Genomic DNA, 16,028 nt, shown 5'->3' on the forward strand with positions numbered 1-16,028 from the left:
GCTGCGTCCTGTGGTCTGTGCCGCGCCGGTCGGCCGACGGCGGAATGGGGCCGCCGGCGCGACACAGGTCTCAGCGGATGCCAGGTCCGTGCTGTCGCGGTCGTGCGGCGGACGCAGGGCTCGCGCGGAGCGTGTCCGAGAGCGGGGCCGACGTACGCCGCACAGTCGCGAACGGCCGTCGTCTCGACCTCCGAGCCAGTGTGTACCCCGTGCGCGGGGAAATGACACGCACGAGTTTTGACTGGGTCAGTTCTCCTTGCGCCGGTGGTGCGCGACGACCTGGGCCGCAACCTCGGCGACCTTCACGTTCATCTCCTGGGAGACCTTGGCCAGCATCTCGAAGGCACGGTCGTCGTCGATGTCGTGCATGGCCATCAGCAGGCCGACGGCCTTGCCGATCTCACGGTTGCTCTCGAGGCCGCGACGCAGGGTGGTGGCCTCCTCGCCGCGCTCGAGAGCGGCGAGCGTGACCGAGGCGAACGCGGTCAGCATGATCGCCTGGTCCAGCGAGTGCTCGGTCAGGGAACCGGCATCATCGCTGAAGACGTTGAGGGCGCCGACCCGCTTGCCGTCCTGGCGCAGGCGGAAGCCCGCCATCCCCTCGACGTTCGTCTCGCCCTTGATCCTGCTTGCGAGCTCGGGCCAGTTGCTGCCCTCGGTCAGGTCTGGGCAGATGTGCTGGTCGGGTTCGTCCTCGTCGATGGCGTCGAGGCAGGGGCCCTGACCGAGCTCCTTCTCGAGCTCGTCGATGCGGCGGGCGACGTCGTCGGACGCGGCGACGGTCTCGATGCGACCCCCGCGGCGGAGCATCAGCGAGGCGTGGTCGCAGCCGTCGACGAGCTCGACCGCCGTGGCGCAGACGGCTTCGTAGACGGAGTCGTAGGACTCACCCGAGTAGACGATCTCGGCCATGGACCGGAACGCGGTGAGGAGTTCAGGCGGAATCGGGGTGGGCATTTTCGAGCAGTCCCTCTTTGTCGTGCCAGAGGTCGTTCCCAGGTTCTTGAGTCCGACGGACACCGAATGATCGCATGGCGGCCGGAATCGGCGTCATACGGTTGGTCGATACCCGGACCCCGCACCAGATGGCACTAGTCCAGCTGACCTGCACGTCTGGGCTGAGCGTGGTCGGCGTACGCCTCGACCTCGGTGGCCTTGGCCGAGAGCCAGACCTCGCGGCCGACCTCGAGGTCGAGCTCCGCAACTGCCGCCGGGGTGACGTCGGCCAGGGCGTCCGGGGCCCCGGTGAGCTGCAACCGCACGCGGTCGGCGAGCACCTCCATCGAGGTCACCCGGCCGGGCCAGACGTTGCGCGTGCTGGTGTGCTCGGGATGCTCGGTGTGCACCGTGATCGCGCTCGGCCGCAGCGAGACCAGCACCCTGCCCTGGGGCGCCTCGGTGGCGACCGCGAGCTCACCGCCGTCGTCGAGACCCACCAGTCCGTCGGCGCCGAGGGTGCCGATCCAGAGGTTGAGCCCGACCAGCCGGGCGACGTACGCCGATGCCGGTCGACGGGCCACCTCGGCCGGCGTCCCCTGCTGGACCACCCGTCCGGCCTCGAGCACCAGCACCCGGTCGGCCAGCACCATCGCCTCGAGCGGGTCGTGGGTGACCAGCACGACGGGCCCGGCGAAGTCGGCCAGGTGCGCCCGCAGGAAGGTGCGTACGTCGATCCGCGCTCCGGCGTCGAGCGCGGCCATCGGCTCGTCGAGCAGCAGCACCTCCGGCTCGAGGGCGAGCGCCCGTGCCAGTGCGACCCGCTGGGACTGGCCCCCCGAGAGCTGGTGCGGGCGTCGACCGGCCAGCTCGGCCAGACCGAGCCGCTCCAGCCACTGCTGCGCGTGCGCCCTCGACGCCGCCCGTCCGCTGCCCCTCGACCGGGCAGCGAAGGCCACGTTGTCGCGGACGTCGAGGTGCGGGAAGAGCCGATAGTCCTGGAAGACGACCCCGACGCGGCGCTGCTCGGCCGGGACGAACAGGCCGGGCTGCTGCCAGGCCTGGACGCCGACCCCGACCGCGCCCCGGCTGAGCTCCTCGAGCCCGGCCACCACCCGGAGCAGCGTCGACTTGCCGGCGCCGTTGGGGCCGAGCACCCCGAGGACCTCCCCGGGCCGGACCTCGAGGGAGAGGTCGAGCTCGAAGCTCCCACGGCGCACCCCGCCCTCGACGTAGAGGCCGTCGGCGCGGAGGTCCGCGAAGCTCTGTCCCGTGGCGCTCATGCGGCCCCTCCCCCGCCGACCCAGCGGCCGCGCAGCGCGAACAGCACGGCGACCGAGACCGCCAGCAGCACGAGCGAGAGCGCCACGGCGGCGTCGGGATCGGTCTCCATGGCCAGGTAGACCTCGAGCGGCATGGTGCGCGTGACCCCCTGCAGGTTTCCGGCGAAGGTGATCGTCGCCCCGAACTCCCCCAGTGCCCGGGCCCAGCACAGCACCGCCCCGGCGACCAGCGCCGGCCGGATCAGCGGCAACGTCACCCGGCGGAACACGGTCAGCCGGTTGGCCCCGAGAGTCGCGGCGGCCTCGTCGTACCCCTGGTCGGCGGAACGGAACGCGCCCTCGACCGCGATGACCAGGAACGGCATCGCCACGAAGGTCTCGGCGATGACGACGGCTGCGGTCGTGAACGGCAGGGTGATGCCGAACCAGGAGTCGAGGTACTGGCCGACCAGCCCGTTGCGACCCAGGACGAGCAGGAGTGCCACGCCACCCACCACCGGGGGCAGCACCAGCGGCAGCGTCACCAGTGCCCGCAGCAACCTCAGGCCCGGCATCGTCGAGCGCGCCAGCACCCAGGCCAGGGGTACGCCGAGCACGAGCGAGATCAGCATGGCCAGGGTGGCCGAGAACAGCGAGAGCCAGAGGGCGTCGAGGACCTCCTCGGTCCCGAGGATCCGGGTCAGCCCGTCCCAGGGCGCGCGGACGAGCAGCCCGACCAGTGGCACGACGAGCAGCACGGCGCCGACCAGGGCGGGGAGCCCCAAGGGCCACGGAGTGCGCTGCTGCCGGGTCGTCACGGGCGCGTCACGGTCGGGTCACGGGCGCGTCACGGCCGGGCGAAGCCGGCCTCGGTGAGCACCTTCGAGCCGTCGTCGGAGAGCACGAGGTCGACGAACTCCTGCGCCTGCTTCTCGTGCGTGGAGTTCCCGAGGGTGGCGATCGGGTAGGCGGTCGAGGCGTTCTGGTGGTCGGGGATCTCGATTCCCTTGACCTTCCCGCCGGCCGCCTTCACGTCGGTCACGTAGACCACGCCGGCATCGACCTCACCGAGCTCGACCTTGGTGAGCACCGACTTCACGTCGACCTCCTCGGTCGCGGGCTTCAGGTCGAGTCCGAGCTTGTCGAGGAAGATCGCGTCGGCCAGCTTGCCGCACGGCACCTGTGGCTGGCAGACCGCAACCTTGACCCCCTGACCGACGAGGTCCCCCACGGCGACGATCCCGGCCGGATTGTCCGGCGGCACGGCGACCTCACCACTGTTCTTCGCGAAATCCTTCGGGTCGCTGGCGTCGCCGCTCTGCACGAGGGTGTCCATGTTGCTGGGACTGGCCGAGGCGAAGACGTCGGCCGGGGCGCCGCCGGTGATCTGCTCCGCCAGACCCGAGCTCGGGCCGAAGTTGAACTCGACCTTGGTGTTCGGGTGCTCCTTCTCGAACTGCTGGCCGAGGGTGGTGAAGGTCTCGGTCAGCGAGGCGGCGGCGAACACGTGCAGCGTCACGTGGTCCTCGCCGCCGTCACCGTCGTCACCGCCGCCGCAAGCGGCGAGGCAGGAGAGCGTGAGCACGACCGCGGCCACGCCGATGGCAGGACGGAGCCTCATTGCTTCTCCGGCAGCTCGACGACGACGTTGGTGGACTTGACCGACGCGATGGCGAGGACGCCCGGCTCGAGCGCGAGCTCGTCGGCGGCCTCCCGGCTCATCAGTGAGACGACGCGATGTGGTCCGGCCTGGATCTCGACCTGCGCCATCACGGTGTCGCGGACGACCCGGGTGACCAGGCCGACGAACCGGTTGCGCGCGGAGGCCTGGACGACCGGTCCGGGATCGTGGTGCTCACCGGTGAGGGCCAGCTCCTGGGCGAGTCGGGCCAGGTCCTGGCCGTCGACGACCTGGCGGGAGTTCTCGGTCGTCGTACTCAGCCGACCGGACTCCGCCCAGCGTCGGACGGTGTCGTCACTGACGCCGAGCAGCTCGGCTGCCTGTTTGACCCGGTACGTCGTCACAGCCGGACTGTAGCCGCATCTGCGGTCCGCTACCAGCGCTGGTCCCGCAGATGCGGAAAGGTCAGCCGTCCCAGCCCGGGGGTCGGTGCTTCCTCGCCAGCTTGCCGACCACGAGCCGGTAGGACTCGTCGACCGCCTCGCAGAGCTCGTCGTCGTCGATCGCGCCGCCGAACGCCAGGTTGTTCCACCCCGACCGGCCGATGTAGGCCATCACGCTGGCCTCGTCGGGGTAGCGGTCCAGCCACTCGTCGGCCACCTCGCGGTTCGGCCCGGACTTCACGCCGACGCGGTCGCCGCCGATGAACGCGAAGATCTTGTCGTGGACCTTGACCACCGGGTGCTCGTGGTCCCAGGGGTTGTCGGGCCACGCACCGGGCTTGGCGAGGCAGTGCTCCAGCATCTCCTCCGGCGTCATGGAGCCGACTCTAGGACGCCCTCCCGGTTCCGATGGCCGGTCGGGTTGAGGTGATCGGATCTGGATAGTTTCAAGCCATGGCGAACCCCTCCTCCTCGATCCCGCGCCCCGAGCAGGGCGACGTCGTCGAGCTGATCCTCGACGACCACCGGCGCTTCGAGTCCCTGCTGCGCGACCTCCGCAACGACCAGAACGACCGCGACGCCCTCCGCCGGCAGATCGCCGAGCTCCTCGTCGCGCACGGCGAGGCCGAGGAGAGCGAGGTCTACCCCCAGCTCGAGCGCAAGGACGCGATCGACGAGGAGGAGGCCGAGCACGGCAAGAAGGAGCACGACGAGGGCTACGAGACCCTGCTCCCGCTGCTCGAGGCCGACGACCTCTACGACGAGGACTTCAGCGACCACATCCACGAGTTCAGCGAGACCCTGCTCCACCACCTCGACGAGGAGGAGCGCGACATCCTGAACCCCGCGCGCGACGAGGTCTCCGCCGACGACCGCGCGGCGCTCGGCGCCGCCTGGCTGGCCGAGCGCAACCGGATGCTCGATGAAGGCTGCGGCAGCGTCGAGCAGGTGCGCGCGCTCGTCGCCAAGTCTTGAGGTCCTTCCTCGCCGACACCCGACCACTGCGTGATCGGCATTTCCGTCGCCTGTGGACCGCCAACATCGTCACGGTCGTCGGTGCCCAGCTCACGGTGGTGGCGGTCCCGGCCCAGATCTACGCGCAGACCAACTCCTCGGCGTACGTCGGGCTGACCGGTGTCTTCGGGCTCGTCCCGCTCGTGGTCTTCGGACTCTGGGGCGGCGCGCTCGCTGATGTCTTCGACCGGCGCACGCTGCTGGTCTGTACGACGATCGGGCTGATCACGACGAGTGCCCTGTTCTGGCTGCAGGCCTGGTCGGGGGCCACCAACGTCTGGCTGCTGCTGTGCCTGTTCTCGGTGCAGCAGGCGTTCTTTGCGGTCAACCAGCCGACCCGCAGCGCCGTACTCCCCCGGTTGCTGCCGCTCAACCTGCTACCGGCCGCCAACTCGCTGAACATGACGGTGATGCAGGCCGGGGCCATCGGCGGACCACTGATCGCCGGCGCGCTCATCCCCGTCTTCGGCTTCCCGTGGCTCTACCTGATCGACACGCTCACGCTGATCCCGACGCTGTTCGCGGTGCTGTCGTTGCCGCCGCTGCCGATCGAGGGCACGACCGGCAGCCTCGGCATCGGGGCGGTGCTGGACGGGCTGCGCTACCTGCGCGACCAACCGGTGCTGCTGATGTCGTTCCTGGTCGACATCATCGCGATGGTCTTCGGCATGCCGCGGGCGCTGTTCCCCGAGATCGCCCACGTCAACTTCGGCGGTCCCGACAGCGGCGGCATCGTGTTCGCCCTGCTGTTCGCCGGCATCCCCATCGGAGCGGTGATCGGCGGAGTCTTCTCGGGCTGGGTCTCCCGCGTCGAGCGCCAGGGGGTCGCCGTACTCGCCGCCGTCATCGTGTGGGGCCTGGCCATGGTCGGCTTCGGCGTCGCCGTGATGTTCGCCGACACCTGGAAGTGGCCGATGCTGGTGGCGGCGGTGCTGATGCTCGTGATCGGCGGCGCGGCCGACATGGCGTCGGCTGCCTTCCGCACCAGCATGCTGCAGAGTGCGGCCTCCGACGCGGTGCGCGGTCGGCTCCAGGGCGTCTTCACCGTCGTGGTCGTCGGCGGCCCGCGGATCGCGGACGTCGCACACGGCGCGGTCGCAGCATCGATCGGCGCCGCGGCCACGGCTGCCGGAGGCGGCGTGCTCGTGGTGATCGCCACCGTGCTGGCCGCCGTCGCCTTCCCGGCCTTCGTCCGCTACAAGGTGGTGGCGGCCGCGAGGTCGTGAGTCACTCGCCCGGGCGCACGTGGCCGGTCTCGTACGCCGCGACCACCGCCTGCACCCGGTCGCGGAGGCCGAGCTTGCCGAGCAGGCTGGAGACGTGGGTCTTCACCGTGGTCTCGCCGAGGTAGAGCTCGGCGGCGATCTCGGCGTTGGACATGCCGCGACCGATCAGCCGCAGCACGTCGCGCTCGCGCTCGGTGAGCGTCTCCAGCACCCCGGCGCGACGGGTACGTGTCGGTGACGTCGAGGCGAAGGACTCGATCACTCTCACCGTCACGGCCGGATCGAGCAGGCCGCCCCCCGCGGCGACCGTGCGGACGCCGTCGATCAGTCGCTCGGGCGGCGCGACCTTGAGCAGGAACCCACTCACCCCGGAGCGCAGCGCCGCCTCGACGTACTCGTCCTCGTCGAAGGTGGTGAGCACGACGACCTTCACGTCCGGAGCCGCAGCCAGCACGCGGCGCGATCCCTCGATGCCGTCGACCCGGGGCATCCGCACGTCCATGAGTACGACGTCGGGTCGACTCTCGAGCACGACGTCGACCGCCTCGGCACCGTCACCCGCCTCGCCGACCACCTCGAGATCGGGCTCGCCGGAGAGCACCATCCGCAGGCCGACACGCACCATCGCCTCGTCGTCGACCAGCACGATCCGGATCGGGTCGCTCATCGTCCCGCCGCCATCCGCGCGGTCGGCAGCTGAGCCTGCACCTCGAAGCCTCCGTCGACCGGTCCGGCCTCGAGGGTGCCGCCGAACATCTGTGCCCGCTCGCGCATGCTGACGATCCCGTGGCCACCGGCCGCCTCGGTGGCCAGCCGCGGCTGTCCAGAGGCGCGGGGGCCGTCGTCCCGGACGCTGAGCTGCACCCCGTCGCGGGCGTAATCGACGACCACCCGCACTCGGCTGCCGGGGGCGTGCCGGAGCACGTTGGTCAACGCCTCCTGGAGGATCCGATAGGCGGAGAGGTCGAGGGCGCGGGGCAGCTCGCGCGGGGTGCCGCCCACCTCGAGGTCGACCTCGAGACCGGCCGCCCGCACATCGGCGACGAGGTCCTGGGCCCGAGAGAGCGACGGCACCGGTGCGGTCGAGGCGTCGGTGTGGCCGGGCTCGCGCAGGATGCCGACGAGCGAACGCAGCTCCTCGACGGTCTCGCGGCCGAGTCGTTCGAGGCCGAGCAGCACGTCGTACTCCTGGGGACGGTCGGTCAGGACGTCGCCGAGCTGACGACGAAGGCCCCCGATCTGGAGGGTCATCACGCTGACTGAGTGGGCGACGGCGTCGTGGACCTCGCGGGCGATCCGGGTGCGCTCCTCCTGCGCCGCGGCCTGCGCGGCGGTCTCGCGCTGGGCGTCGAGCAGGGCCGTCAGCTCGACCAGCTGGGCGCTGCGTTCGCGCTCGCGGCTGACCAGGCGGCCGGCCCAGCGAGCGGGGTAGAAGACGGCCGGGAAGAAGACCGTGTCCCAGGAGAAGCCCTCCACCGTCCAGCTGGTCACCACGAAGATCACCACTCCGACCGTGACGGCGACGAGCGAACGACGGGGCGGAGCGGCGTACCCGACGTAGCCCATGGCCAGCATCACCGCGATCAGTCCGGTGCCGCCGGGGCCGGGCGCGTCGAGGAGGGCGGTGAGCGGGTAGAAGCAGGAGACCAGCACGGCACCCACCGACGGCCACCAGGCGGCGACCACGAAGGAACCGGCCAGCCACGCGGCGACCGCCGCGAGCTGCCAGAAGGTCTCGCGGAACTCGGGGTCGGCCGAGGCCTCGACCACTCCGAGGACACCCAACACCGGCGCGGCGAGGAGTGGGAAGACGCGCCGGCTGCTACGGATGCGATCGAGCATGCCGCAGAGCCTAGAAGGGGTACGCCGCTCGCGGATCCTTCTCGCGAAGGAGACCTGCCGGTGGCGTGCTCCCCCGTGAGGAGGAGCTCGATCGGTCCGTCACGACGGATCCGGGACGACCCCGGGCGGCGGAAGAGTCCTGATCGTCACGCACCACCTCACGAACAGGATCACCACCATGACCGCAACGGTTCTCGCCCCCACCGCCACCACGACCGAGGAGCGCGCCACCGGCAGCCGCACCCTGCGGATCGCCGCCGGCGCCGCCCTCGTCGCCGGACCGATCCTCTGGGCCGCCGGGATGTGGACCTCGCCGCCCGCGGTCGGGACCACTGACGTCGACTACATCACCTCGCTCGGCCGCGACGGCACGATCACACAGGTCTCGGCCCTGTTCCTGCACTACGGCAACCTGCTCATCGGCCTCGGCGTGCTCGCCGCCGCCTCGCTGGTGCGCGGGCCGAAGGGCAGCCGGCTGACCGTGCTCGGCGCGATCCTCACCGCGCTCGGGTTCACCAACGTCTCCGGCATGCTGCTCAGCGACTGGTGGAACCTCTCCCTGGCCCAGCACGTCCCGATCGACCAGGCCGCGAGGGTGTTCGCCGGGTTCAAGGACTCCTCGCTGCTGCCGTTGTGGAACGGCTTCGAGATGGCCTCGTTGCTCGGCACCATCCTGCTGCTGGTCGGCCTGGCCCGAGCCGGCGTGCTGGCCTGGTGGAACCCGGCCATCTTCGTGGCCGGGTTCGCGGGCCTGATCTTCGTCCCCTGGGACCTGCCGAAGCTCTCCGCCCTCGCCGTGCTGGTCGGCTTCTCCCCCTTCGCGATGATCGGCCTCCGCCTCTTCCAGCGGGCAGGGGTCCGGTTCGGAATCGGCCGCCGCTAGCCCCCCGACCGGGCAGTAATGGTTGGCGACATCGCCTCGAGAGGGCACTTCTGGTTGGCACGACCAACCAGAAGTGCCCTCTCGGCGTACTCGCCGCAACCAGAAGTGCCCGGTCGGCGAGCTAAGCGCAGCAGACGGGGGAGGTCGAGGAGGTCGAGGAGGTGGAGCTGTCGGACGAGGGCTCGGTCATCTCGTTCTCGCCGGCGTGCTGGCCGAACTCCTGGGTGTCCTCGAGGACGGTGTAGATCTCCCAGCGCTCGCCGTCCGGGGCGCCCTCCACCCAGAACTTGTCCTGCTTGGCGTAGCAACAGGTGGTGTCGCGCTCGTCGACCGAGGCGAGCCCGGCTCCGGCGAGGCGCCGCTGCTCGGTGTCGACGGTGTCGGTGTCGGGGACCTCGACACCGAGGTGGTTCAACGAGCCGCCGCGACCGGGGTTCTCGATCAGCACCAGCTTGAGGGCCGGCTCGGCGACCGCGAAGTTGGCGTAGCCGGGCTTGACCTTCGCGGGCTCGGTGCCGAAGAGGCTGGTGTAGAAGGCGATCGACTGCTCGAGGTCGTCGACGTTGAGGGCGAGCTGGAGACGGGACATGGGCTGCTCCTGAACAAATAGATGGATGTCTATGTGTGGGAGAGTGGCACCTGACATAGACATCTGTCAATATAGATGCATGTCGAAGTCATCCCTGCTGCTCACCCCGACCGAGCAGGTGGCCTGCTGCTCCCCTTTGCTCAAGCAGCCCCTCGGCGCCGACGAGGCGTCGCGGATCACGCCGCTGCTCAAGGCGCTGGCCGATCCGGTGCGTCTGCGGTTGCTCTCACTCGTCGCGTCGTACGCCGACCAGGAGGCCTGCGTGTGCGACCTGAACGACGCCTTCGACCTTTCGCAGCCGACCATCAGCCACCATCTCAAGGTGCTCCACGAGGTCGGGCTGCTCGACCGGAGCAAGCGCGGCGTCTGGGTCTACTACCGCGTGCGCTCCGAAGCGCTGGCCGACCTGAGCACCCTCCTCGGCGGCGTGACGGCGTGAACCCACTCGCGCGTCGAGCGGTCGCCGAGCTGGTCGGCACCGCCTTCCTGGTGATGGCGGTCGTGGGATCCGGGATCGCCGCCCAACGGCTCAGTCCGCACGACACCGGCCTGCAGCTGCTCGAGAATAGCCTGGCCACCGGAGCCGTGCTGGTGGCGCTGATCCTGGCCCTGCAACCGGTCTCCGCCTCCTTCAACCCGGTGGTCACGCTGGTCGAGCGGGCCCTCGGCCTCATCGGCAGCCGCGAGGCCGGCGCTCTCGTCACCGCCCAGTTCGTGGGCGGAGCAATCGGTGCCGTGCTGGCCAACCTGATGTTCGACCTCGACGCGGTCAGCTGGTCCGGCCACGAGCGATCCGGTGGCGGGATCTGGCTGGGCGAGGTCGTGGCGACGGTCGGACTGGTGCTGCTGGTCTTCGGCAGTCTGCGTGGCGGACGACCCGAGTCGGTCGCGCTGGTCGTGGGCGGCTACATCGCGGCGGCCTACTGGTTCACCAGCTCCACCAGCTTCGCCAACCCGGCCGTCACGGTGGCCCGGATGTTCTCGGACACCTTCGCCGGCATCGCTCCGTCGTCGGTGCCGATGTTCGTGCTGATGCAGCTGATCGGCGGGGTGCTCGCCCTCGGTCTGGTGCGGTTCCTGTTCGCCGCCCATGTCCCGGAGGTCGTCCGATGAGGCCGACGGTGCTGTTCGTGTGCGTCCACAACGCCGGCCGTTCACAGATGGCGGCCGGCTACCTCCAGCACCTGGCCGGTGACCGGATCGACGTACGCTCCGCCGGCTCCCAGCCCGCCGACCAGGTCAACCAGGTCGCGGTCGAGGCGATGGCCGAGGAGGGCATCGACCTCACCGGCGAGCAGCCCAAGGTGCTCACCCCCGACTCGGTGCAGGCGGCCGACGTGGTCGTCACGATGGGCTGTGGCGACGAGTGTCCCTACTTCCCCGGCAAGCGCTACGAGGACTGGGTCCTCGACGACCCCGCCGGCCAGCCCCTCGACGTCGTACGACGGGTCCGGGACGAGATCCGCCGTCGGGTCGAGCGGCTGGTGGAGGAGCTCGCCTAGCCGGTGACCGTCTGCTTCGAGATCTGCTGGCTGCTGATCTGCGCGGGGGTGAACGGGAAGCTGACCCACTGCTTCTTGCCGAACAGCTCGGTCTGGTCCTTCGACCACGGCGACGTCGGGTCCTCGGACTGGCCGTAGGTGAGGATCGTCTTCGTGTCGAGGCCGCCGTTGTCGAGGAACGAGATGGCCTGGATGTGCGAGGAGCCGTAGGTGATCGGCTTGTACTTCGCACTGTTCGTCACCGGGTTGCGCGAGGCCAGCGCGTTGGCGTTGCCGGCCTCGTCGCCGAGCCCACCACCGAGCGGGATCGGCGGGGCACCGGTGTCACCGGCGACCTGGAGCGAGCCCCAGGTGGCGTTCATCGGCACGAACTTGTTGCGCAGGTAGGCGATCGCGTCCTTCATCGCCTGGATCACCTGCGGGTTGTTCTCGTCGAGGTCGCGCGGCGTGTTCACCGGGTCGTTCGGGTCGAACGGCACCTGCCAGTAGGCCTCGGTGCCGAGCAGCGACACCGTCGGCAGCCGGGTCACGAACTCCTCGAAGATCTGGTTGCCACGGCTGTCGATGTTCGAGTGCTTGTCCCAGGCCGCGAGCACCGGGCAGGCGTCCCCTCCGTCGGCGGCCTCGCAGACCTTGACCAGGTCGTCGTTCTGGCTCATCACCTCCGCGCCCATCACGCGGTTCTGGTGCTCGAAGCCGCGCAGCGTGGTCGGGCTGATCTTGCCCGTGGCGAGCGCGTCGATCACGTAGTGGTCGACCATCCTCGTGCGCAGGGTGCGCTGGCACTTCTCACAGCCGATGATCCGGGCGTACCCCTCGAGCTTCTGGGCCGGGTTGGGCAGCCAGTAGGAGTCGTTGGCGTTCATCGTCCAGTCGCGACGCACCGTGGCCGGCAGGTTCTTCGGTCCGAAGATGCCGGGCCGCTGCGCGTCGGAGTCGGTGCCCCAGCTGCAGTCCGAGGTCGCGCGGGTGCCGTCGAGGGCGGGTAGTCCGGCGACCTGGAAGAGGACACGGCCGATCGGCGTCATGCACTTCTGGGCGACGGCGTTGGAGACGTTGGGTACGACGGAGTGGTCGGCGTACAACGCGTTGCCGGCACGGTCGGCGGCGGTGGTGTTCACCCACGGCATCCCGCCTCCCTTGTCCTGCCGGGCCAACAGGTCGCGTACGCCGGTGGCCCTGCCCATGTCGAGGAAGGTGTCGATCGTGCGCAGCTGCTCACCGTTGGCGTCACGAATCGCGAAGAAGCTGGTCGGCGTCCAGTTCATCAACGTGTCCGGGTCGTCGACGACGTAGCCCTGGTCGGTGCGGTAGAGGTTCTTGGTCACCGTCGACAGCGAGCCGTCGGCGTTCTTCACCGTGACGTGCACGTCGCGCTTGTCGAGCTGCTTGACGCCGTCGGTGGTGAGGTACGAGGTCGGGGTGCCCCCCAGAGATGTAGGCAGCGTCTGGTACTCGTACGGCGTGAACCGGTAGGCCGTCGAGACGGTGTGACTCCAGGCGACGTCCTTGTTCCAGCCGATGTTCACCACCGGAGAGCCGATCAGGCTGGCACCGGCGACGTCGTACTGCCCCGGGATGGTCAGCTGCTGCTGGGTGAACCGGTAGCGGCCGCGCCACGGGAAGTGCGGGTTGCCGAGCAGCTCGCCGCGTCCGGTCGTGGTGTCGTCCCCACCGATGGCCGTCGCGTTGGAGCCGAACGGCGAGTGCGGGTCCTTGCCCAGCGCGGCCATCAGCTTGTCCTTGTCGGGCAGCTGTCGGGGCGCCTGCTGGAAGGAGGCGTTCACCGGCAGCTGCGGGATGCCCGGGTCGCTGGCGCTCGGCGGCGTCGCGCTCGTGATCTGCGGGACGAAGTGGCCGGTCGAGGCGATCAGGTTGGCCAGGTAGACGCCGTACCAGATGTCGAGGCCCGTGGCGTTGGGCTTGATGTACGCCGCACCGCGGCAGCTCGGGTCGGTGATCTTCGACGCGCCACCGACCTTCTTCAACCAGGCGTTCACGCCGGCGGCGTACCCGTCGACCATCTGCCGGGCCTGGGCGCTGGGGCCGGCCTTCGAGGCCAGCAGCTTCTCGACGACCTTGCGGTCGTGCAGGTCGGTGACCAGCGTGTCGATCTGGAGGTTGGTGCCGGTCATGGACACCTGGTCGTCGTACGTCGCCGACGGGCCGAGGTAGCGCGACCGCTCACCACGCCCCGTCAGCACCGTGTCGGCCAGCGTGCAGATCGAGGTGCCCGCGGCGGCGTACCCCGACCCGAAGCCGAGCGAGCCGAAGTCGCGCGCCGTGATGTGCGGGATGCCGTGCTGCGTGCGCGTGATGGTGGCCTGGTACGTCGGCGTCGCGGCCGCCGCCCCGCCGGTGACCGACGGCACCACGACGGAGAGCAGCGCCGGCGCCAGCCCGAGCGTCAGAGCAGCGGCGATCAAGGGTCGCTTCGTGGACATGTGCAGTCAACGGGTCACCTCGCGAGCGGGTTACACGGCTGTCTCACGGGACGGGTGCTACGGCTGGGTGTCCGCCACCTGTCGTCGCAGCGTCTCGAGGTGGGCCCTCAGCTCGTCGCACCCCTCTGTGATGAGGGCGCGCTCCCGAGAGGTCACCCGGCGGAACTGCGCGTCCAGCACGGCCCGTGCCGCGATCTCCGAGATCCCGAAGCGGCTCCGCAGGGCGGGCACAGCAGCGTCCGGGTCCGTGGACGCGAGCATCACCTCGAGCAGGTCGTGGGGGTCTGCGAGGACGGTCTCCAGGGCGGCATACAGCTCCAGTCGCTCTTCAAGGTTCATGATCTGCTGGTCCAGTGTCAGTTCCTTGTCGCGACGGCGGCGCACAGATGGTCTCCCTTGGTCGGGTGAGTGGGCGCGAGCTGTGGTACGTCATACGAATCGAGCGCTCTAGGCATCAATTCGTATGACGTCCTGGGTCTTCCGCGGGGTGAACACCATCGAGGAGGCGAGGCGGCGGTTGAGGGTGGTGACCGAGTCGATCAGGTAGTTCTGGCGCACCCGCCAGGGGCCGCGGTCTCCTTGCCGCGGGAACTGGTCGATGGCGCGCTGGATGTAGCCGGAGGTCAGGTCGAGGAGGGGGCGCTCCTCGAGCTCGCCGCGTGGCTTCGGCTCGGCGGCGGCGAGGTCGTGGAGCGACAGGTGGTTGAGCACGCGACAGACAAGGCGGTGGGTGAGGTCGGCGCGCAGCGTCCAGGACGCGTTGGTGTAGCCGATGCAGACCGCGAAGTTGGGGATGCCCGTGAGCATCGCGCCCTGCCAGACGAACTGGTCGTGCAGGTCGACGGTCTCCCCGTCGACCGACGGCGCGATGCCGCCGAACGGCTTGAGGGTCAGGCCGGTCGCCGTGATGACCAGGTCTGCCTCGAGCACCCGGCCGCTCTTCAGCCGGATCCCGGAGGGCACGAACGAGTCGACGTGGTCGGTGACCACCTCGGCGTCGCCGTGCCGGATGCAGCGGAACAGGTCGGCGTCGGGTACGGCGCAGAACCGCTGGTCCCATGGGTCGTACGTCGGAGTGAAGTGCTCCTCCACCATCGCGGGATCGCGCAGCTGCTTGGTGGTGAGTCCGAGCAGCATCGACCGCGCTCGGTCGGGGAACCGTTGGCAGAAGTTGTAGAAGCCCAGCGTGAACAGGATGTTCTTCGCCCGGATGACCCGGTGGGCCAGCTTGGGCGGCAGCTTCTCGCGCAACGTGTCGGCCAGCTTGTCGCGACCGGGGACGGCGCCGATCCAGGTCGGGCTGCGCTGCAGCATCGTGACGTGCGCGGCCCGCTCGGCCATCGCCGGCACGAGCGTCACGGCGGTCGCGCCGCTGCCGATGACCACGACCCGCTGGTCGTCGTACGCCAGGTCCTCGGGCCAGAACTGCGGGTGGACCACTTCGCCCTCGAAGTCCTCGAGGCCCGGGAACTCCGGGGTGTGGCCCCGGTCGTAGTCGAAGTAGCCGGCGCAGGAGTAGAGGAAGCCGCACGTCATCGTGCGTGGTCCGTCCGGCGTCTCGAGCCGGAGGGTCCACTGGGCGTCCGCGCTCGACCAGTCGGCGCCGACCACCTTCGTCCGGTAGCGGATGTGCTGCTCGATGCCGAACTCGGCCGCCGTCTCGTGGATGTAGCCGAGGATGGTGTCGGCGTCGGCGATCGACTTCTCCGCCGTCCAGGGCTTGAACTGGTAGCCGAGGGTGAACATGTCGGAGTCGGAGCGCACGCCGGGGTAGCGGAACAGGTCCCAGGTGCCGCCCATCGCGTCACGGGCCTCGAGCACGGCGAAGGTGCGGTCGGGGCACTCGGTCTGCAGCCGGTACGCCGCCCCGATCCCGGACAGCCCGGCTCCGACGACCACCACGTCGACGTCCACCCGATCAGTCCTTGGCGGTGCTGTGCGGTGCGACGTGCACGAGGTCCTGGTAGTCGGGGTGGTGCTCGATCCAGGACTTGATGAACGGACACAGCGGCACGACCTCGTGCGTGCCCTCGCGGCGTACGTCGTCCAGGGCCTCGCGGGCGAGCGTCGAGCCGACCCCCATCCCCTCGCACCGGTCATCGACCTCGGTGTGGGTGAACACGATGAGCTTGTGGGTCAGCTGGTACTCGGCGAAGCCGACCTGCTCGCCGTCGATGTACGCCTCGTAGCGGTGGGCGTCCTCGTTCTTCTTCACCTGCACGTCTGCCATGCGTCCATCCTCGCGACCGGGTCAAGCGGCCGCGTG

19 protein-coding genes are annotated in these 16,028 nt (G+C 69.9%); 6 read left to right on the forward strand and 13 right to left on the reverse strand.

Annotated elements, in window-relative coordinates; translation table 11 throughout:
- Positions 1-246 precede the first annotated feature (246 nt).
- The 6 genes from H976_RS0107750 to H976_RS0107775 all read right to left on the reverse strand — a co-directional run bounded on the left by H976_RS0107750 (position 247) and on the right by H976_RS0107775 (position 4,638).
- Positions 247-912, reverse strand: a complete 666-nt coding sequence (locus tag H976_RS0107750) for a GAF and ANTAR domain-containing protein (protein WP_196803999.1) — start codon at positions 910-912, stop codon at positions 247-249.
- Positions 913-1,091: 179 nt separating this feature from the next.
- Positions 1,092-2,219: a sulfate/molybdate ABC transporter ATP-binding protein gene (locus tag H976_RS25155; RefSeq protein ID WP_081682741.1), complete on the reverse strand. Its 1,128-nt coding sequence runs from the start codon at positions 2,217-2,219 to the stop codon at positions 1,092-1,094.
- Positions 2,216-3,016 (reverse strand): ABC transporter permease, encoded by an 801-nt coding sequence (locus H976_RS25160; protein WP_036225220.1) that lies wholly within the window; start codon positions 3,014-3,016, stop codon positions 2,216-2,218. Before H976_RS25160 ends, H976_RS25155 begins: the two co-directional genes overlap by 4 nt.
- A 29-nt stretch (positions 3,017-3,045) precedes the next feature.
- The gene (modA, locus tag H976_RS0107765; RefSeq protein WP_027861079.1) at positions 3,046-3,819 is read right to left on the reverse strand and encodes a molybdate ABC transporter substrate-binding protein; all 774 of its coding nucleotides are present in this window, start codon (positions 3,817-3,819) and stop codon (positions 3,046-3,048) included.
- The gene (locus H976_RS0107770; RefSeq protein ID WP_027861080.1) at positions 3,816-4,223 is read right to left on the reverse strand and encodes a molybdopterin-binding protein; all 408 of its coding nucleotides are present in this window, start codon (positions 4,221-4,223) and stop codon (positions 3,816-3,818) included. Before H976_RS0107770 ends, modA begins: the two co-directional genes overlap by 4 nt.
- 61 nt (positions 4,224-4,284) lie before the next feature.
- On the reverse strand, positions 4,285-4,638 hold the full coding sequence (locus H976_RS0107775) for an MmcQ/YjbR family DNA-binding protein (protein ID WP_027861081.1): 354 nt from the start codon (positions 4,636-4,638) through the stop codon (positions 4,285-4,287).
- A gap of 77 nt (positions 4,639-4,715) precedes the next feature.
- On the opposite strand from H976_RS0107775, the gene H976_RS0107780 reads away from it, so the two are divergent.
- Together H976_RS0107780 and H976_RS0107785 are read left to right on the forward strand one after the other, a co-directional pair.
- Entirely contained in the window at positions 4,716-5,237 is a 522-nt protein-coding gene (locus H976_RS0107780; RefSeq protein WP_051276427.1) for a hemerythrin domain-containing protein, read from the forward strand.
- Positions 5,234-6,502, forward strand: coding sequence for an MFS transporter (locus tag H976_RS0107785; protein WP_027861083.1), 1,269 nt, complete (start codon positions 5,234-5,236; stop codon positions 6,500-6,502). The genes H976_RS0107780 and H976_RS0107785 overlap by 4 nt, the downstream gene beginning before the upstream one ends.
- Position 6,503: 1 nt before the next feature.
- Here H976_RS0107785 and H976_RS0107790 read toward each other — a convergent pair whose 3' ends face one another.
- Together H976_RS0107790 and H976_RS25165 are read right to left on the reverse strand one after the other, a co-directional pair.
- Complete coding sequence (locus H976_RS0107790) at positions 6,504-7,169, reverse strand: response regulator transcription factor (protein WP_027861084.1); 666 nt, start codon at positions 7,167-7,169, stop codon at positions 6,504-6,506.
- Complete coding sequence (locus H976_RS25165; RefSeq protein WP_051276430.1) at positions 7,166-8,344, reverse strand: sensor histidine kinase; 1,179 nt, start codon at positions 8,342-8,344, stop codon at positions 7,166-7,168. Before H976_RS25165 ends, H976_RS0107790 begins: the two co-directional genes overlap by 4 nt.
- 178 nt (positions 8,345-8,522) lie before the next feature.
- On the opposite strand from H976_RS25165, the gene H976_RS0107800 reads away from it, so the two are divergent.
- Entirely contained in the window at positions 8,523-9,227 is a 705-nt protein-coding gene (locus H976_RS0107800) for a hypothetical protein (protein WP_027861085.1), read from the forward strand.
- Between the two features lie 121 nt (positions 9,228-9,348).
- On the opposite strand, the gene H976_RS0107805 is transcribed toward H976_RS0107800, so the two are convergent.
- The gene (locus H976_RS0107805) at positions 9,349-9,816 is read right to left on the reverse strand and encodes an ArsI/CadI family heavy metal resistance metalloenzyme (protein ID WP_027861086.1); all 468 of its coding nucleotides are present in this window, start codon (positions 9,814-9,816) and stop codon (positions 9,349-9,351) included.
- A 79-nt stretch (positions 9,817-9,895) separates the two neighbouring features.
- Here H976_RS0107805 and H976_RS0107810 point away from each other — a divergent pair, with 79 nt between their 5' ends.
- Genes H976_RS0107810 through H976_RS0107820 form a run of 3 tightly spaced genes read left to right on the forward strand, consistent with a single transcriptional unit; the run spans position 9,896 to position 11,318 of the window.
- Positions 9,896-10,255: a metalloregulator ArsR/SmtB family transcription factor gene (locus H976_RS0107810; protein WP_027861087.1), complete on the forward strand. Its 360-nt coding sequence runs from the start codon at positions 9,896-9,898 to the stop codon at positions 10,253-10,255.
- Positions 10,252-10,929 carry an aquaporin gene (locus H976_RS25170; RefSeq protein WP_036225223.1) on the forward strand — a complete coding sequence of 226 codons (678 nt, stop codon included), beginning with the start codon at positions 10,252-10,254 and terminating at the stop codon, positions 10,927-10,929. Before H976_RS0107810 ends, H976_RS25170 begins: the two co-directional genes overlap by 4 nt.
- Entirely contained in the window at positions 10,926-11,318 is a 393-nt protein-coding gene (locus H976_RS0107820) for an arsenate reductase ArsC (RefSeq protein WP_027861088.1), read from the forward strand. The genes H976_RS25170 and H976_RS0107820 overlap by 4 nt, the downstream gene beginning before the upstream one ends.
- Here the strand turns inward: H976_RS0107820 and H976_RS0107825 are convergent.
- From H976_RS0107825 to H976_RS0107840, 4 genes are all read right to left on the reverse strand, one after another.
- Positions 11,315-13,762, reverse strand: a complete 2,448-nt coding sequence (locus H976_RS0107825) for a penicillin acylase family protein (RefSeq protein WP_027861089.1) — start codon at positions 13,760-13,762, stop codon at positions 11,315-11,317. The genes H976_RS0107820 and H976_RS0107825 overlap by 4 nt on opposite strands.
- A gap of 57 nt (positions 13,763-13,819) precedes the next feature.
- Positions 13,820-14,101 carry a hypothetical protein gene (locus H976_RS0107830; RefSeq protein ID WP_155918062.1) on the reverse strand — a complete coding sequence of 94 codons (282 nt, stop codon included), beginning with the start codon at positions 14,099-14,101 and terminating at the stop codon, positions 13,820-13,822.
- A gap of 108 nt (positions 14,102-14,209) precedes the next feature.
- Positions 14,210-15,676 (reverse strand): NAD(P)/FAD-dependent oxidoreductase, encoded by a 1,467-nt coding sequence (locus H976_RS0107835; RefSeq protein WP_027861091.1) that lies wholly within the window; start codon positions 15,674-15,676, stop codon positions 14,210-14,212.
- A 4-nt stretch (positions 15,677-15,680) separates the two neighbouring features.
- Entirely contained in the window at positions 15,681-15,992 is a 312-nt protein-coding gene (locus H976_RS0107840; protein ID WP_027861092.1) for a GNAT family N-acetyltransferase, read from the reverse strand.
- Between the last annotated feature and the right edge of the window lie 36 nt (positions 15,993-16,028).

Origin of the sequence: Marmoricola sp. URHB0036 (assembly GCF_000426045.1) — a bacterium.
In the GTDB taxonomy this organism is placed as follows: domain Bacteria; phylum Actinomycetota; class Actinomycetes; order Propionibacteriales; family Nocardioidaceae; genus Marmoricola.

Excerpts from the sequence above, each read along its gene's own strand:
- H976_RS0107800 (WP_027861085.1), top strand. The coding sequence starts at position 8,523 with ATGACCGCAACGGTTCTCGCCCCCACCGCCACCACGACCGAGGAGCGC.
- H976_RS0107805 (WP_027861086.1), bottom strand. The coding sequence starts at position 9,816 with ATGTCCCGTCTCCAGCTCGCCCTCAACGTCGACGACCTCGAGCAGTCG.
- H976_RS25155 (WP_081682741.1), bottom strand. The coding sequence starts at position 2,219 with ATGAGCGCCACGGGACAGAGCTTCGCGGACCTCCGCGCCGACGGCCTC.
- modA (WP_027861079.1), bottom strand. The coding sequence starts at position 3,819 with ATGAGGCTCCGTCCTGCCATCGGCGTGGCCGCGGTCGTGCTCACGCTC.
- H976_RS0107750 (WP_196803999.1), bottom strand. The coding sequence starts at position 912 with ATGGCCGAGATCGTCTACTCGGGTGAGTCCTACGACTCCGTCTACGAA.
- H976_RS0107820 (WP_027861088.1), top strand. The coding sequence starts at position 10,926 with ATGAGGCCGACGGTGCTGTTCGTGTGCGTCCACAACGCCGGCCGTTCA.
- H976_RS0107830 (WP_155918062.1), bottom strand. The coding sequence starts at position 14,101 with ATGAACCTTGAAGAGCGACTGGAGCTGTATGCCGCCCTGGAGACCGTC.
- H976_RS25165 (WP_051276430.1), bottom strand. The coding sequence starts at position 8,344 with ATGCTCGATCGCATCCGTAGCAGCCGGCGCGTCTTCCCACTCCTCGCC.
- H976_RS0107840 (WP_027861092.1), bottom strand. The coding sequence starts at position 15,992 with ATGGCAGACGTGCAGGTGAAGAAGAACGAGGACGCCCACCGCTACGAG.
- H976_RS0107825 (WP_027861089.1), bottom strand. The coding sequence starts at position 13,762 with ATGTCCACGAAGCGACCCTTGATCGCCGCTGCTCTGACGCTCGGGCTG.
- H976_RS0107780 (WP_051276427.1), top strand. The coding sequence starts at position 4,716 with ATGGCGAACCCCTCCTCCTCGATCCCGCGCCCCGAGCAGGGCGACGTC.
- H976_RS0107790 (WP_027861084.1), bottom strand. The coding sequence starts at position 7,169 with ATGAGCGACCCGATCCGGATCGTGCTGGTCGACGACGAGGCGATGGTG.
- H976_RS0107775 (WP_027861081.1), bottom strand. The coding sequence starts at position 4,638 with ATGACGCCGGAGGAGATGCTGGAGCACTGCCTCGCCAAGCCCGGTGCG.
- H976_RS0107810 (WP_027861087.1), top strand. The coding sequence starts at position 9,896 with ATGTCGAAGTCATCCCTGCTGCTCACCCCGACCGAGCAGGTGGCCTGC.